The organism is Cellulomonas shaoxiangyii, assembly GCF_004798685.1.
GTDB classification, from domain to species: Bacteria; Actinomycetota; Actinomycetes; order Actinomycetales; family Cellulomonadaceae; genus Cellulomonas; species Cellulomonas shaoxiangyii.
In genome coordinates this window covers 2,962,299-2,975,860 of the sequence record NZ_CP039291.1, presented here as the reverse complement: position 1 = coordinate 2,975,860, position 13,562 = coordinate 2,962,299, and the positions used below count along the sequence as shown (strand labels likewise).

At 76.0% G+C, this 13,562-nt stretch carries 15 protein-coding genes; 8 read left to right on the top strand and 7 right to left on the bottom strand.

The window, feature by feature from the left end; translation table 11 throughout:
* Positions 1–129: 129 nt before the first annotated feature.
* Positions 130–1,125, top strand: a complete 996-nt coding sequence (locus E5225_RS13365) for an acetylxylan esterase (protein ID WP_135973601.1) — start codon at positions 130–132, stop codon at positions 1,123–1,125.
* 20 nt (positions 1,126–1,145) lie between these two features.
* Here the strand turns inward: E5225_RS13365 and E5225_RS13360 are convergent, their stop codons facing one another.
* On the bottom strand, positions 1,146–1,760 hold the full coding sequence (locus E5225_RS13360) for a TetR-like C-terminal domain-containing protein (protein ID WP_208012543.1): 615 nt from the start codon (positions 1,758–1,760) through the stop codon (positions 1,146–1,148).
* The gene (locus E5225_RS13355) at positions 1,761–2,627 is read right to left on the bottom strand and encodes an alpha/beta fold hydrolase (RefSeq protein WP_135973600.1); all 867 of its coding nucleotides are present in this window, start codon (positions 2,625–2,627) and stop codon (positions 1,761–1,763) included.
* A gap of 102 nt (positions 2,628–2,729) precedes the next feature.
* Between E5225_RS13355 and E5225_RS13350 the strand changes: the two genes are divergently transcribed.
* From E5225_RS13350 to E5225_RS17570, 3 genes are all read left to right on the top strand, one after another.
* The gene (locus tag E5225_RS13350; RefSeq protein WP_135973599.1) at positions 2,730–3,134 is read left to right on the top strand and encodes an FKBP-type peptidyl-prolyl cis-trans isomerase; all 405 of its coding nucleotides are present in this window, start codon (positions 2,730–2,732) and stop codon (positions 3,132–3,134) included.
* A gap of 111 nt (positions 3,135–3,245) precedes the next feature.
* Entirely contained in the window at positions 3,246–4,181 is a 936-nt protein-coding gene (locus E5225_RS13345; RefSeq protein ID WP_208012542.1) for a transglutaminase domain-containing protein, read from the top strand.
* A 95-nt stretch (positions 4,182–4,276) separates the two neighbouring features.
* Positions 4,277–4,447 carry a hypothetical protein gene (locus tag E5225_RS17570; RefSeq protein WP_166435960.1) on the top strand — a complete coding sequence of 57 codons (171 nt, stop codon included), beginning with the start codon at positions 4,277–4,279 and terminating at the stop codon, positions 4,445–4,447.
* Positions 4,448–4,499: 52 nt separating this feature from the next.
* Here E5225_RS17570 and E5225_RS13340 read toward each other — a convergent pair whose 3' ends face one another.
* The 3 genes from E5225_RS13340 to E5225_RS13330 all read right to left on the bottom strand — a co-directional run bounded on the left by E5225_RS13340 (position 4,500) and on the right by E5225_RS13330 (position 7,822).
* Complete coding sequence (locus E5225_RS13340) at positions 4,500–5,777, bottom strand: FAD-binding protein (RefSeq protein WP_135973598.1); 1,278 nt, start codon at positions 5,775–5,777, stop codon at positions 4,500–4,502.
* A 44-nt stretch (positions 5,778–5,821) separates the two neighbouring features.
* Positions 5,822–6,571 (bottom strand): CPBP family glutamic-type intramembrane protease, encoded by a 750-nt coding sequence (locus tag E5225_RS13335; protein WP_243738238.1) that lies wholly within the window; start codon positions 6,569–6,571, stop codon positions 5,822–5,824.
* Between the two features lie 204 nt (positions 6,572–6,775).
* The gene (locus E5225_RS13330; RefSeq protein ID WP_135973597.1) at positions 6,776–7,822 is read right to left on the bottom strand and encodes a DUF2776 family protein; all 1,047 of its coding nucleotides are present in this window, start codon (positions 7,820–7,822) and stop codon (positions 6,776–6,778) included.
* 74 nt (positions 7,823–7,896) lie between these two features.
* Here E5225_RS13330 and E5225_RS13325 point away from each other — a divergent pair, with 74 nt between their 5' ends.
* Genes E5225_RS13325 through E5225_RS13310 form a run of 4 tightly spaced genes read left to right on the top strand, consistent with a single transcriptional unit; the run spans position 7,897 to position 11,049 of the window.
* A complete protein-coding gene (locus E5225_RS13325) occupies positions 7,897–8,424 on the top strand; it encodes a hypothetical protein (protein ID WP_135973596.1) in 528 nt (175 codons plus the stop codon).
* On the top strand, positions 8,421–8,723 hold the full coding sequence (locus E5225_RS13320; RefSeq protein WP_135973595.1) for a hypothetical protein: 303 nt from the start codon (positions 8,421–8,423) through the stop codon (positions 8,721–8,723). Before E5225_RS13325 ends, E5225_RS13320 begins: the two co-directional genes overlap by 4 nt.
* Positions 8,720–10,489 (top strand): alpha/beta hydrolase, encoded by a 1,770-nt coding sequence (locus tag E5225_RS13315; RefSeq protein ID WP_135973594.1) that lies wholly within the window; start codon positions 8,720–8,722, stop codon positions 10,487–10,489. The genes E5225_RS13320 and E5225_RS13315 overlap by 4 nt, the downstream gene beginning before the upstream one ends.
* Positions 10,490–10,497: 8 nt before the next feature.
* Positions 10,498–11,049, top strand: coding sequence for a hypothetical protein (locus E5225_RS13310; protein WP_135973593.1), 552 nt, complete (start codon positions 10,498–10,500; stop codon positions 11,047–11,049).
* Positions 11,050–11,101: 52 nt separating this feature from the next.
* On the opposite strand, the gene E5225_RS13305 is transcribed toward E5225_RS13310, so the two are convergent.
* Positions 11,102–12,658 (bottom strand): ATP-dependent DNA ligase, encoded by a 1,557-nt coding sequence (locus E5225_RS13305; protein ID WP_135973611.1) that lies wholly within the window; start codon positions 12,656–12,658, stop codon positions 11,102–11,104.
* Positions 12,659–12,786: 128 nt separating this feature from the next.
* Positions 12,787–13,464, bottom strand: coding sequence for a peptide-methionine (S)-S-oxide reductase MsrA (gene msrA, locus E5225_RS13300; RefSeq protein WP_135973592.1), 678 nt, complete (start codon positions 13,462–13,464; stop codon positions 12,787–12,789).
* Positions 13,465–13,562: the final 98 nt, after the last annotated feature.

Genomic DNA, 13,562 nt, shown 5'->3' with positions numbered 1-13,562 from the left:
TGCCCCGCCGCGCGCCCGTGCTCCCGCTGCTCCCGCCGCGGTTAGCATCGCGCCCGGTCGGGACCGCCGGCCGCCCCCCTGCCACCGGGCGCGCAGCCGCGCCGGGTGGCCGTGCACGAAGGACCGACGATGGCGTTGTTCGACCTGCCCCTGCCCGAGCTCGAGCGGTACGTGCCCGAGCTCGACGTCCCCGCGGACCTCGACGCGTTCTGGACCACGACGCTCGACGACGCGCGCACGCACGACCTCGACCCCCGCAGCAGCCCCTACGACGCGGGCCTGCGGCTCATCGACGTCGAGGACCTCGAGTTCTCCGGGTTCGGCGGGCACCGCGTGCGGGCGTGGGTGACGCGCCCCGCCGGGTCCGCGTCGGACGGGTCGGCGCTCCCGGCGGTCGTCGAGTTCCTCGGGTACGGGGGCGGGCGCGGCCGGCCGCACGAGCACCTCGCGTGGGCCGCTGCCGGGTACGTGCACGTGCTCATGGACACGCGCGGGCAGGGGTCGGGCTGGGGAACCGGCGGCGACACCCCGGACCCCGTCGGCTCCGGGCCGGCGACGTCAGGCTTCATGACCCGCGGCATCCTCGACCCCGCGGAGCACTACTACCGCCGCGTCGTGACCGACGGCGTCCGTGCGGTCGAGGCGACGCGGGCGCTGCCGGGCGTCGACCCGGCGCGCGTGGCCGTCGCCGGCGGCAGCCAGGGCGGCGGGCTCGCCCTCGCCGTCGGCGGGCTCGTCGACGGCCTCGTCGCCGTCCTGCCGGACGTGCCGTTCCTGTGCCACTTCCCGCGCGCGCTCGCCATCACCGACAGCGACCCGTACCACGAGGTCGTGCGCTACCTGGCGGTGCACCGGGGCCAGGAGGCGCAGGTCATGCGCACGCTGTCCTACCTCGACGCCGTCCACCTGGCCCGCCGCGCGACGGCCCGCGCCCTGTTCTCCGTCGCCCTGCGCGACACGACGTGCCCGCCGTCGACGGTCTACGCCGCCTACCACCACTACGGCACCCTCGGCGGCGCGGACCCCGCGAAGCAGATCGAGGTCTACGCCTACAACACCCACGAGGGCGGGCAGACCGTGCAGCTCGAGAAGCAGCTGCGCTGGCTGGGCGACCTGCTCGGCTGAGCGGACCCGACCCGCGGACCTCAGCCGGGTTCGACGCCCGGGTCGGCGGTCGCCGCCAGGCCGCCGACCAGTCCGTCGACGAGGAAGTCGAAGCTGACGTCGACGTCGTCCGCCAGGCCGAACCCGCCGGCCAGCTCGAGCGCGACGAACCCGTGCACCGCGGCGCGCACCGCGCGGACGGCGTCGACGTGCCGGCGCGGCGGCACGCCGACGGCGGCCACCAGCGCCGACAGGTGGCCCAGCAGGGTCGCCGCGGCGGCCTGCAGCGCGGCCGCGTCGGGGTGGCCGCGCCAGTCGTCCTGCACCGCCTGGTAGCGACCGGGGCGGGCGTGGGCCCAGGCGCGCAGCGCGTGCGCGACGGCCCGCAGGCGGCCGCGCGGGTCGTCGTCCGCGTCCGAGGCTGCGTCCGCCGCCGCCGCGACGACAGCGTCGAGCTCCGCGACGCAGCGCAGCGTGACCTCGCGGCGCACGCCCGGCAGGCCGTCCACGTGCTTGTAGAGGCTCGGCACGGCGACCCCGGCGCGCGCCGCGACGGCCGCGAGCGTCAGGGCGCGGAAGCCGTCCGGCCCGCCGGCGTCCACCACGTCGAGCGCGAGCGCGGTGACGGCGTCGCGGTCCAGCCCGGCGCGCGGCACTCAGGCGTCCTCGGGTGCGGCTGCCGCGGTGGTCACGGCCGCCACGTGCGCGAGGACGGCGGGCGCCACGACGTCGGCCCGCTGGTGCTGCGGGTAGTGCCCGGCCTCGGGGACCAGCAGCCCGGTGACCTGCGCCGAGCGGGCGCTCGCCAGCACGGCGGCGTGCGCGGCCGCCGCGTCGGACGTCTCCGGGTCCTGCGCGCCCGTGACGACGAGGACGGGGGAGGTGACCTGCTCGAGCAGCGTCTCGTGGCCGCCCGCGACGAGCCCGACCGCCAGCGCGCGCAGCTGCTCGAGGTACGCCGGCCGGCGCAGCGCCGCCCGCAGGTCGCGCAGGTGCTCACCGGTCCACGCCGCCCGGCGCCCGTGCAGCAGCGAGCGGTAGAACCACGCCCACGCGGCCGGGCCCCACGGGCGGCGCAGCAGCACCGACACCTGGGTGCGGACCGCGCGGGAGGCGGCGACGTCGTTGGACGCGTACGCCACGAGCACCAGGCCGCGGACGCGGGCGGGCTCGCGGGCGGCGACGCGTGCCACGGCGCCGGCCGCGAACGACGCGCCGACCAGGACCGCGGGCCGGGCCGCGTCGGCCCCCAGCGCGTCGAGCAGCGCGCTGACGTCGTCGGCCGTCGCGGCGACGCCGTGGTGGGTGAACGTGGCGTCGCTGTCGCCGTGGCCGCGCACGTCGGTGACGGCGACCCGGTGCCCGGCGGCGACGAGCGGGGCGGTGACGTCGCGCCAGGACGAGCGCAGGTCGCCCATGCCGGGGACGAGGACGACGAGCGCGCCGTCGTGGGGGCCGGTGACCTCGTACGCGACGCGGCCCTCCGGCATCGGGAGGTGGAGCACGGTCGGGGAAGGTGTCATGAGGACAAAGCTAATGCCATTAGCCAGACCTGGCAAGAGGTCGGTCCGGACCGGGCAGGGCAGGATGGTCGGGCACTGTCACCCCACGAAGGAGAGCTAGACATGGCCGCAGCCCTGCCCGAGGTCTCGGGCTCCTACGGCAGCAAGCCCACGCTGACGTTCCCCGACGGCGCCGCCCCGGAGGAGCTCGAGGTCGTGGTGCTCAGCCGCGGCGACGGCGACCTCGTCGAGGCCGGCCAGGACATCGAGGTGCACTACCTCGGCCAGTCCTGGCAGGGCGGCGTCTTCGACAACTCGTACGACCGCGGGTCGTCGATCAGCTTCCCGATCGGCGTCGGCGCCGTCATCGCCGGCTGGGACGAGGGCCTCGTCGGCCAGCAGGTCGGCTCGCGCGTCCTGCTGTCCATCCCGTCGCACCTCGCCTACGGCGACCGCGGCGTGCCGCAGGCCGGCATCAAGGGCGGCGACACCCTGGTGTTCGTCGTCGACATCGTCGGCGTCAGCTGACCGGGTCGCCACCGGCCCGATGAGTCCGCGCCGCGCCGCCGGTCGACCCCACCAGGGCGCCGGCGGCGCGGTCGCGAGGGCCGCGGGCACGGCACCGCGGACGGAGGACCGGTGGGCGACGTGGACCCCTGCGGGCTCGACGAGTGGGCGAGCCACTCGCCCTACAGCGACCCCGGCGCGCACGCGGACGTGCTCACCGCCCTGGGGACCGCCCCGCCGGACCTGCACGCCGCCGCCACCGGCCTGATCGCGCACTACCGCGCGGAGGCCGAGACGCTGGACGCGCCGCGGATGACGACGATCGACCTGCGCTGGCTGGAGGCGATCCTCGGCGCCGGGCTGGCGCTCTCGCCGAGTCCGCTGGCCGGACGCCCCCACGCCGACCGCGTCGCCGGCTGCTGCCGCGACCACACGCTCCTCGTGGTGGGGCTGCTGCGTCAGCACGGCGTCGCGGCGCGCTCGCGCATCGGGTTCGCGCGGTACTTCGCGCCCGGCTTCGCGCACGACCACGTCGTCGTGGAGCGCTGGGACGGCCGCCGCTGGGTGCGCAGCGACCCGGAGGTCGACGCGGCGTTCGGCGCCGCCCCGCCGGCGGGGGCCCCGTTCGACCCGTTCGACGTGCCCGCCGGCCTCGACGGCCCGTTCCCCACCGCCGCCGAGCTCTGGACGGCGCACCGCCGCGACGGCCTCGACCTCACCGCGTACGGAGTGTCCCCGCAGATGCCGGACCTGTGCGGTCCCGACTTCGTGCGCGGGTACGTGCTGCTCGAGCTCGCGCACCGCCGCCGCGACGAGCTGCTGCTGTGGGACGTCTGGGGCGCGAACGACGAGGCGACCCCGCCCGGCGAGGCCGACGCGCTCGCCGACGAGGTCGCCGACCTGCTGCTGCGCGCCGACGCCGGCGACTGCGACGCCGAGGACGAGCTCGCCCGCCGGTACGCGAGCGACCCGCGCCTGCACCCGGGGCGGCGCGTGCGCACGCTGTCGCCGCTGGGCCGCGAGGGGTGGACGGACCTGCGCACGCGCACGACGGTCTGGGACGGCTGACACGCCCCGAGCGGGCCGTCCGGCACCCGCCGCCGACCGCGCGGCCACGGCGGCCCCGACGTGCCGTCCGGAGGGTGGCGTGCCACCGTGGGGCGATGAACTCGGTCATCACCGTCGTCGTCGTGCTCGCGCTGATCTGGCTGGCCCTGACCATCCTCGGAGCCCTCGTCGAGGGCCTGCTGTGGCTCGCGGTGGTCGGGTTGGTCCTGCTCGCGGCGACCGTCGTCTACGGGTGGGTCAAGGGCAAGGCGCGCTCCCGGGGGTAGCCCTCGGCAGCCGGGCGCGCACGACCTCCCACTCCCGCACCACCGGGACGCGTCAGCCGCGCAGCCCCACGCGCTGCAGGAAGTCGTTGGCGAACCGCCCCTCCGGGTCGCGGCGCCCGAGCAGCGCGCGGGCGTCGTCCCACCGCGGGTACAGGTCCTGCCACGTGCGGTCCGGGCCCGGGCCGGAGAAGAGCTTGCCCCAGTGCGGGCGCGCGTCGAACGGCGCGAGCGCCGCCTCGATCGCGGGCAGCGCGGCGTCGACCTCGGCCCGCAGCGGCTTCCACGTGAAGTGCAGGGCGACGCGGTCGCCCCCGTGCGCGGTCGACAGCCACAGGTCGTCCCCGGCGATGGACCGGATCTCGCTGACGAACAGCAGCGGGTGGACGAGGTCGCGCAGGCCGCGCAGCGCCTCGATCGCCGCGACGGCGTGCTCGCGCGGGACGAGCCACTCCGACTGCAGCTCGGCACCCGCGCTGGGCGTGAACTCCAGGCGGAAGTGGGGGAGGCGCTCGTGCCACGGGCCGGGGACGCCGCCCTGCTCGGTGCACGCGACCGGGTCCTGGCCGGGCACGGGGTGCATCGGCCGCCCGGCGGGGCGGGCACCGGCCAGCTCGGGGCCGGCCGCCGGGACGCCCGCGTCGACGCGGTGCTTGCGCCACACCTGACCGACGGTGTCGCCGGTCCAGTCGGTGAAGAGGCTGACCGACCACGCCGAGCCCATCAGGTCCTCGAACCGGTCGAGCGCGACCGACCACGGCAGGTCGACGAACACCTCCTGCGCGACGTCGAACGTCGGCTCCACGGCGAGCGTCACGCGGGTGACGACGCCGAGGCCGCCGAGCGCGACCACGGACCCCGGGAGCTCGGGGTCGTCGGCGCCCAGCGTGCGGACCTGCCCGTCGGCACCGACGAGCTCCAGCCCGCGCACGGCCGCGGACAGGTTCGACGCGCGGTCACCGGACCCGTGCGTCGCGGTGGCGACCGTGCCCGCGACGGCGATGTGCGGCAGCGACGCCATGGTGTGCAGCGCCCACCCCTGGGCGTGCAGGTGCCGCGCGAGCTCGCCGTAGCGGACGCCCGCGCCCACCGTGACGGTGCCCGCCTCCGGGTCGAGCTCGATCGGCACGTCGAGCCGGTCGAGCGCGACCAGCGTGCCGGGGCCGTCCGCGAGGTCGTGGAAGGAGTGCCGGGAGCCGAGGGCGCGCACGTTCCGGGCGGCGGCGACGACCGCGGCGACCTCCTCGACGGTCGTCGGGTGCACCACGGGTCCGCCGCGGAACGTGTGGCTGCCGGCCCAGGTGGTGAGGGCCGGGGTGTCGGTGTCGGTCATGTCGAGCCTCCTCGCTCGTCGGACGTCAGGGGCGCGACCGGGGGTCAGCCGGCGCGCGCGGGGGCGGTGACGAAGATGTCGAACAGCTCGGGCGTGTGCGCGTGCACGAGCACCATGAACACGACGGCGTCGAACAGCAGGTGGACGACCAGCACGTACGTCAGCGACTTCGTCAGGGAGAACGTGAAGCCCTGGATCAGCGCGAACGGGATGGTCAGCAGCGGCCCCCACTCGCGGTAGCCGAGCTCCCACAGGAACGACACGAACACGGTGGCCTGCAGCACGTTCGCGGCCCACAGCGGGAAGTGCCGGCGCAGCAGCGCGAACACGGTGCAGACGAAGAACAGCTCGTCCCACGTGCCGACGGCGTTGACCCCGACGAACAGCCGCGCGACGTCCTGCCCCTCGATCACGGTCGGCCAGTTCTGGTAGGCCCCGGACGACAGGAAGTAGTACGGCAGCAGCAGGTAGCCGGCCGTCTGCACGCCGATGAGGTACGCCCACTGGGTCCGCGTCCACCGGCGGCCCGTGCGCCACGGGAACCGGATGACGTCGTCGCCCAGCACGTACCGCGAGAGCACGTACGGGATGACGACGGCGAGGCCGAGGGCGAGCGTGAACCGCAGCATGCTCAGGTCGGACAGGTCGGCGCCGAGCGGGATGGTGCTGACGATGCCCATGCCGGCGCCGATGATCAGCAGGTCCCGGCCGAGCACGCGGTCCGCCGCCCAGCCGAGCGCGATGCCCGCGACGAGCGGCAGGTACGCCAGCGGGCGGACGTGCACCGCGAACATCAGCACCGCCGACCCGCACACGAGCACCGCGGCGACGTACCGCCAGGCCGTGTGCGCAGCGGCTCCGGGCAGGGCGTCGTCGACACCCGTCGGCACGGTCCCCGTCTCGTCCACCCGCACACCCTGCCTCACGGGGCGGGCGGTGCGCGCACCGAGCGGGTCGTGTCCGCGCCCGGGACGGTGCGCGTGGGCGGGGCCGGCCGGCTACGCCTTCGCGGTGCCGGCCTCGAGGATGGACACGATCGAGAACAGCGTGAAGCACACGGCCCCGAGCCCGACGAGCACGTGCGCCGGGACGAAGAACCCGGGCTGCGTCGTCGCCGCCACGAAGAGGAACGCCGCGAAGAACAGGCACGCCAGCGCGGTGCCGACGGGGATCAGCGGGATGCGGTTCGCGAGCGCGAAGGTCCGGCGCCACACCAGCGCCAGCAGCACCACCTTCGACAGGATGCTGAAGCAGATCAGCCCGAGGCCGATGAGCACGCACCCGGGCGCGAGCCGCGCCGGGTCGTCCGAGCCCAGCAGCACGCCGAGCCCGAGGAGCACGTTCACGGTGCCCATCGCCGCGACCCACCACGTCCAGCGGTAGCGCTCGGCGTCACCGAACTCGTTGCGCACCTGGCGGACGATGCTCGCCACGAGCGCCACGAGCGCCGAGCAGATGACGGACAGCCCGGTCAGCACGTTGCCCGCCACGAGGGCGTGCGTCCCGCCGCGCGCGTACAGCGTCGCCGCCACCGTCAGGCCGGTCAGCGCGAGCAGAGCGGGGACCGCGACCAGCACGCCGGCGACCGTGCGCGAGTACGCACCGTCCGGTGGGCCGCTGCCCGGGGTGCGCGCTGCGCTGGCCTGGATGAGCACGAACTTCGTCGAGGCGGTGGCCACCGTGCTCACGCACGCGGCGACGAACCCGATCCCGAGCAGGACGTGGCCGGCGACGACGAACTGGGGCTCGTCGCCGCGCCCGATCACGGTGACGCCCCAGACCGCCGTCGCGACGGCGACCGTGTACCCGAGGGCGGGCAGCGCGACCTCCCAGACGCGCCCGTACCGGTGCACGAGCTGGAGGATGATCGTCGCCGCGGTGGTGAACAGCGCGATGCAGATCGCCGTGAGGGCGACGTCGACGTGGCCGGCGACGAAGTGCCCTGCGTCGTCCCCGCTCGACAGCACGTACAGCCCGAACGCGAGGCACACCGCCCCCATCAGCAACGGGATGGCGCGGAACAGGACACTGATGAACGGGTTCATGCGCAATTTCCCCCCGGACGCGCCGCAGCCGTGCTGACCACGGTAGACCCGGGTGCTGCCCTACGCTCACCATCGTGTCCGAGCCCGACGACGCCCTCGCGGCCGCACCCCACCTGCGCCGCTTCCACGAGCTGCACCCCGAGGTCCCGCTCGTGGTGCTGCCCCCCGAGCGCACGGCGCCACCCGAGCCCCCGGTCCCCGACGACGTGCTCGACGCCGAGCGCAGCGCCACGGACGCCGTGCTCGCCATGCTGCTCGACGCCGTCGGCACAGCCGCCGACGCGGCCGCGGTGCGGACGCTGTGGCGCGCCGGGCGGGTCGACGACACCGTCGTCCCCGTCGCGGAGGCGCGCCTGCCGCTGGCCGCCGCGGACGAGGCCCCGTCGGTGGCCGGCCCGCTGGCCACGGCGCTCGAGCGCGGCGGCTGGACGCTGCGCAGCGGCCGCTCCGGCGCGGCGCGGTACCTCGAGGGCGCGCGCGGTGAGCGGACGGTCCGGGTCGTCGCCGTCGAGGACGTCGTCGTGGTCACCGTGCGGGGGCGCGAGCTGCCCGTGCCGACCGCGACGCAGCACCGGCTCATGGGCGTGGAGGGAGAGGCGTGAGCGACCGGTACGAGGTGCAGCCGTACGTGCTGTCGCGCTCGGCGCAGCAGTGGCGGGACCAGGCCGCGCGGGCGCGGACGGCGGGCGACCGGCTCGTCGACGTGTCGACCGCCGGCTTCGCGCCGGCCGTGGCGTCCGCCGCGACGTCGTGGGCGGCGACGTGGGGCGGCACGGTCCGCACCGTGGCGTCGGGCGCCGACACGATCGGCGCCGAGCTGCTCGCCGCCGCGTCGTCGTACGGCGCGGCCGACCTCGACGCGCAGCAGCGCTTCGACACGTGGCTGGACGGTGCGCCGTGACGACGATCGTGGTCCCGCCGCGGTGCGACGCGATCCCCGAGGTCGAGGGCGACCCCGCGCAGGTGCGCGTGTTCGTCGACGACCTGCTCGCGTCGGCGGTCAACGTCGACGACCTCGACACGTTCGCGCGCGACTCGGCGACCCTGGAGGACTGGTCGGGCGCCGCCGCCGACGCCTACGGGCGGCACGTGCGGGCCGCCGCGGCCGACGCGGACGCGATCTCGGCCGCCGTGCGCCGCGTCGCGCGTGCCGGGGAGGACTACGCCGAGGCCGTCACCGACCTGCAGCGCCGCCGCGGCGTGCTGGCCGAGGACCGCACCGGGTTCCACACCGCACGCGCCGACCTCCTGGCGGACATCCGGGCGGCCACCGAGGCCGACGCCGCGGCCGTGCGCGAGCTCGAGGACCGTGCGGCCGCGCTGACGACCCGCCGGACGACCCTCGTCGAGGACGTCGACCAGCTGGGCAGGGACACGACCGCGGCCGAGCAGGCGATGCTCGACGCGATGACCTCGTACTCGACGCTCGAGAAGGCGCGGGCGGCGGTCACGGGCGGGCGCGACCTGGCCGACTCGGCGCTCGCGAAGCCGGGCTCGCCGTCCTCGGGCGGCTCGCCCGAGGAGGTCGCGGCCTGGTGGGACAGCCTGACCGAGGACGAGCAGCTGGCCGTGCTGGCGGCTCATCCGGAGGTCGTGGGGAGCGCCGACGGCATCCCCGCGACGGTGCGCGACCGCGCCAACCGCCTGCTGCTCGAGACCGACGTCGACGCGCTCGAGCTGCGCGAGGAGCGCGGGGAGATCCTCCCGCCGGCGGACAGTGACGCCCTCGCGAACGGCCGGGCGGCACGCGCGGCGCTCGCGCAGGGCGCCAAGGAGGTCGACCCGATCACGGGCGAGCCGCTCGTGCCCCTGCTGCACCTGTACGACGCGCGCGCGTTCGGGGGCGACGGCAAGGTCGCGATCGCGTTCGGCGACCCCGACACCGCCGACCACGTCTCCGTCATGGTGCCGGGGTACAGCAGCACGGGGACCTCGGCGGAGGGCAACGCCGAGGCGGCGTTCAACATCTACGAGTCGTCGCGATTCTCGGACCCGCGCTCGTCCGTCGCCTCCATCATGTGGATCGGCTACGACGCGCCCAGCGACTGGGACTCGGCGTCCGTGGCGGGGGAGGGACGCGCCATCGACGGCGGCGAGGCCCTCGCGCGCTACGTCGACGGCCTGCGTGCCTCGCGCGACGGCAGCCCCGCCCACCTGACGGTGGTCGGCCACTCCTACGGCTCGACGACGACGGGGCACGCCGCGAGCGACCACGGCCTCGCGGCCGACGACATCGTGCTGGTCGGCAGCCCGGGTGCGGGGGGCGGGGTGGACCACGCGTCCGACCTCGGGGTCGGCGCCGACCACGTCTGGGCCGGCAACAACAGCCGCGACCCCGTCGCGGGGCTCGCCGACAACGGCTGGCTGGGTGGCCACACGCTCTTCGGCGCCGGCCTGGGCAACGACGTCGGCGAGGACGACTTCGGGGCCAACAGGTTCGACGCGGAGTCCACCACCCGCGGCGAGGGGCTCGACCCGTTCGCCGACCACACGAAGTACTTCGACGAGGACACCGAGGCGCTGTTCAACATCGGCCAGATCGTCGTCGGCGACTACGACGAGGTCCTCGGGGCGGACCACAAGTACGACCCCTGGTACCGCGGCCCGGTCGACCCGGAGTACGACCGTGACCCGACGTCGCGGGGCGACCGCGCGGCGGAGTGGTGAGGCGCGCGGTGGCGAGGGGCGCGGTGGTGCGGCGCCGCACGGCCCTGCTGCTCGGCGTGCTCCTCCTGCCGGCCGTGCTCGGCGGGTGCGGGGGCTCCGGCGGCGCGAGCGCCGAGGACCACGCCGGCGCCCGCGACGAGGTGCGGGCCGCGGCCGTGGAGGTCGTGCCGGCCCTCGCGGAGGCGCTCGGCGGTGAGGTCCGCTGGGCCCGCGGCGAGTACGAGGCCTACGGGATCAAGGACGACCGCTCGCTCGCCTACCAGGCGGACGCCGAGATCGCGGCGCCCGCGACCCGCGACGACGTGGCCGCGGCCGTCGCCGACCTCGGCTGGTCCGTCGACGACGGCGGCGGCGACACCGTCGTCGGTGAGCGCGGCGACCTGACGCTGTCCGCGACCGTGCGCGCCGACGTCGTCCGGGTGTCCGTCGACGGGCCGCGGCTGCCGCTCGGTGACGACGGTCCCGAGCGCGCCGGCCAGGAGGGTCTCGGGCTGCCGTACCCGACGTTCGTGCCGGAGGTCGCCCCCGAGGACCGCGAGGACGCCGCGACCGACGGCTGACCGGCGCGACGGGCCGTCCGTTCGCTCGGGCGGCCCGGTCGTCCGGACGGCGTCAGCCGGCCGCCAGCGCGCGCACCGCGTCGATCGTGTCGGCCTCCGACGCCGGCTTGTCGTCCCGGTACCGCAGCACGCGCGCGAACCGCAGCGCGAGCCCGCCGGGGTAGCGCGTCGAGCGCTGCAGGCCGTCGAAGGCGATCTCGACGACCTGCTCGGGCCGCACGACCACGCCCCAGGGCTCGCGCGACTGCGCGAGCGCGAGGAACCGCTCGGTCTGCCACGCGAGCATCTCGTCGGTCATGCCCTTGAACGTCTTGCCGAGCATGACGAACCCACCGGCGGGGTCGCGCGCGCCGAGGTGGATGTTCGACAGCGTCCCGGCGCGCCGGCCCGACCCCCACTCGACGGCGAGCACGACGAGGTCGAGGGTGTGCCGCGGCTTGACCTTGACCCAGGCGGCGCCGCGCCGGCCCGCCTCGTACGGCGCGTCGTAGGCCTTGACGACCACGCCCTCCTGCCCGGCGGCGACGACCGCGCGGAAGTGCTCGGCGGCCACCGCGGGGTCGGCGGTGACGACGCGGTCCACGACGTGCGGGGCGGCGACCTGGTCGAGCACCGCGAGCCGCTCGCGCAGCGGCGCGTCGAGCAGGTCGCGGCCGTCGACGTGCAGGACGTCGAAGAAGAACGGCGTGAGCGACGCGGAGCCCGCGAGCTCGGCGTCGCGCGTGGCGCTGCGCGACGCGGTCTCCTGGAAGGGGCGGGGGCGCCCGGCGTCGTCGAGGGTGAGCGCCTCGCCGTCGAGCACGAGCCGCTGCGCGGGCAGCAGGCGGACGGCCGCGACGATCTCCGGGACGCGCGCCGTGATGTCGTCGAGCGAGCGGGTGTAGACGCGCACGTCGTCGCCGTCGCGGTGGACCTGGATGCGGATGCCGTCGAGCTTGGTGTCGACGACGACCTCGCCGGCCGGCGCGTCGCCCTGCGCCAGGCCTGCCAGCGCGGTCGCGACGTCCGGCGCCGACTGCGCGAGCATCGGCCGCACGGGCCGCCCGACCGTGAGCGTGAACGCGTCCAGGGCCTCGGTCGCCGCCTCGGGGGTGGGCGCCGCCAGCGCGGCGACCGCGACGGCCTCCGTCTCGCCCGCGAGCATCGCGGCCCGGCGCACCGCACCCGCCGGCACGCCCGCGGCCTCCGCCACCGCGTCCAGCAGCAGCGCGTCGAGCGCCCCCTGCCGCAGCTCGCCGGTCACGAGCCCGCGCAGGAGCCGCTGCTCGTCCTGCGTCGCGGCCCCGAACAGCTCCGCCGCCGCTGCCGTCCGCGCCCCTGCCGACCCCGGCCCGGCCAGCTCGGCCATCGCGGCGAACGCGGCGTCCACGTCGGCCGCGGTCAGCGACGGCGTGTCCGCCGGCTCGGGCAGGGACGTCAGCGACCGCCACCCGAGCCCGGTCCGCCGCTGCCGCAGCTCACCGCCGAGGTAGCGGGACACGATCGCCACGTCCTGCGGCCCGTCGGCCGCCGCCCGGCGCAGCACGTCCACGAGCACCGCCCGCTTGGCGAGCCGCGACCGCGTCGCGGCGACGGCGGTGGACGCGGCGGCGACGTCGGCGAGCAGCATGCGGCTCATCCTCACCGCACCCACCGACACCCGCACGAGCACGACGCCGGCGCCGCCACGTACGAGACCGCCGGATCGGGGCCTTGTGTGCCCCGGTCCGACGGTCTCGTCGGGAGGTCGGCGGTGCGTCAGGCCGTCGGCACCGGGCAGGCCACGCCGGTCGAGTTGACCGGGCAGTAGCCGCCGGGGTTCTTCTGCAGGTACTGCTGGTGGGCGGCCTCGGCGTAGTAGAACGGGCCGGCCTCCTCGGCGGGGCGGATCTCCGTGGTGATGTCGCCGTAGCCGTTCGCCTTCAGGCGCGGGCCGTACTCGGCGGCCGTGGCGCGCGCTGCCTCGCCCTGCTCGGGCGTCGTGTAGAACACCGCGGAGCGGTACTGCGTGCCCACGTCGTTGCCCTGACGGAAGCCCTGGGTGGGGTCGTGCTCCTCCCAGAAGTGCCGCATGAGGTCGACGTCCGACAGCTGCTGCGGGTCGTACGCGACCATCACCGTCTCGGTGTGGCCGGTGCGGGCCGTGCACGTCTCCTCGTACGTCGGGTAGGGCGTGTAGCCGCCCATGTACCCGACCGCGGTCGTGACGACGCCGGGCAGCTGCCACGCCTCCTTCTCGGCGCCCCAGAAGCACCCGGACGCCAGGTAGAGCACGCGGGTGCCCTCCGGCCACGGGCCCTGCAGGGGCGTACCCAGCACGGTGTGCGTCTCCGGGATCGCGTACGGGTACCCGTCGCGGCCCTTCAGCGCCTTGTCGGGGTCCACCATCTGCGTGCGCAGCGAGGTGCCGAGCAGCGTCTCGAACAACGAGGCCATGAGCGTCTCTCCTTCTCCTACAGAATCCGTCACGTAGAACCGGGACGGGGTGCCGCCTGTTCCCCGCCGCCCCGCGCGGACGCCCTAGCCTGGGACCC

Coding starts and splice junctions, on each gene's coding strand:
- E5225_RS17570 (WP_166435960.1), top strand. CDS start 4,277: ATGAACTCGGTCATCACCGTCGTCGTCGTGCTCGCGCTGATCTGGCTG.
- E5225_RS13335 (WP_243738238.1), bottom strand. CDS start 6,571: ATGTTCGCGGTGCACGTCCGCCCGCTGGCGTACCTGCCGCTCGTCGCG.
- E5225_RS13330 (WP_135973597.1), bottom strand. CDS start 7,822: ATGAACCCGTTCATCAGTGTCCTGTTCCGCGCCATCCCGTTGCTGATG.
- E5225_RS13340 (WP_135973598.1), bottom strand. CDS start 5,777: ATGACCGACACCGACACCCCGGCCCTCACCACCTGGGCCGGCAGCCAC.
- E5225_RS13365 (WP_135973601.1), top strand. CDS start 130: ATGGCGTTGTTCGACCTGCCCCTGCCCGAGCTCGAGCGGTACGTGCCC.
- msrA (WP_135973592.1), bottom strand. CDS start 13,464: ATGGCCTCGTTGTTCGAGACGCTGCTCGGCACCTCGCTGCGCACGCAG.
- E5225_RS13305 (WP_135973611.1), bottom strand. CDS start 12,658: ATGCTGCTCGCCGACGTCGCCGCCGCGTCCACCGCCGTCGCCGCGACG.
- E5225_RS13350 (WP_135973599.1), top strand. CDS start 2,730: ATGGCCGCAGCCCTGCCCGAGGTCTCGGGCTCCTACGGCAGCAAGCCC.
- E5225_RS13355 (WP_135973600.1), bottom strand. CDS start 2,627: ATGACACCTTCCCCGACCGTGCTCCACCTCCCGATGCCGGAGGGCCGC.